Genomic DNA, 913 nt, shown 5'->3' on the forward strand with positions numbered 1-913 from the left:
GCCGCGCCCCGCCCCCCCCCCCCCACCCCCCCGCGACCGGAATCGGACCGCACCGGTGGAGTCCGGGTCGGTGATCCGCCGGTGAGGATCGTGACCGCGGGCGCACCCGGGCCGGGCCGGGTGGGCACGGGGTCAGGGGTTGGTGACGGTGGTGTTCTTCAGGCCGCGGGCCGAGACGACGTGGGCGGTGCCGTCGGTGAGCCGGTAGAACAGGCCGACCACGGCGGTGCGGCCCTGCGCGACGGCGTCGGCGAGGGCGGCGGAGCGCTCCAGCAGCAGGGTGACGGTGTGCTCTATGTGGGTGCTGATGAAGTCGGCGTCGTCGGTGCGGCCGGCGGCGCGGGCGGCCAGCACGCTGGGCGTCACCCGCTCGATGACGTCGCGCACGAAGCCGGTGGCGGTGGTGCCCTCCTCGACGGCGGCGCGGGTCGCGGCCACGGCGCCGCACGAGTCGTGGCCGAGGACGACGACCAGCGGGCTGTCGAGCACGCCGACCCCGTACTCGACGCTGCCCAGCACCTCCGCTCCCAGGACGTGACCGGCGGTGCGGACCACGAACAGGTCGCCGAGACCCTGGTCGAAGATGATCTCGGCGGCGAGCCGGGAGTCCGAGCAGCCGAACAGCACCGCGAAGGGGCTCTGGGCGGGGGCGGTGGCGGCGCGGCGCGCGGCGTCCTGGTTGGGGTGCTCGGGGGTGCCCGCGGTGAAGCGCCGGTTGCCGGCCAGCAGCAGGGCGAAGGCTTCGTCGGGCGTCGGCGTCAGGGTCTCGGTCATAACCGCAGGTTACGGCCCCGCTGCCGCGGGCGCGCAGCCGGGGGCGCGTCGTCCTGCCCCCGGAGCGGTGCTCCCGGCCCCGTGGCGCGGGCCGCCGGCGGGGGGGGGGCCCCGCCGGCGGCGGGGGGCGCGCGCGCGG

General features: G+C 77.8%; 1 protein-coding gene. It reads right to left on the reverse strand.

Going from position 1 to position 913, the window contains the following annotated elements; all coding sequences use genetic code 11:
* Nucleotides 1-132: 132 nt before the first annotated feature.
* Nucleotides 133-774, reverse strand: coding sequence for a carbonic anhydrase (locus ACFCX4_RS12345; protein WP_376141178.1), 642 nt, complete (start codon nucleotides 772-774; stop codon nucleotides 133-135).
* Between the last annotated feature and the right edge of the window lie 139 nt (nucleotides 775-913).

This window comes from Kitasatospora sp. NPDC056327 (assembly GCF_042261735.1).
Classification (GTDB): domain Bacteria; phylum Actinomycetota; class Actinomycetes; order Streptomycetales; family Streptomycetaceae; genus Kitasatospora.

Coding starts and splice junctions, on each gene's coding strand:
- ACFCX4_RS12345 (WP_376141178.1), bottom strand. CDS start 774: ATGACCGAGACCCTGACGCCGACGCCCGACGAAGCCTTCGCCCTGCTG.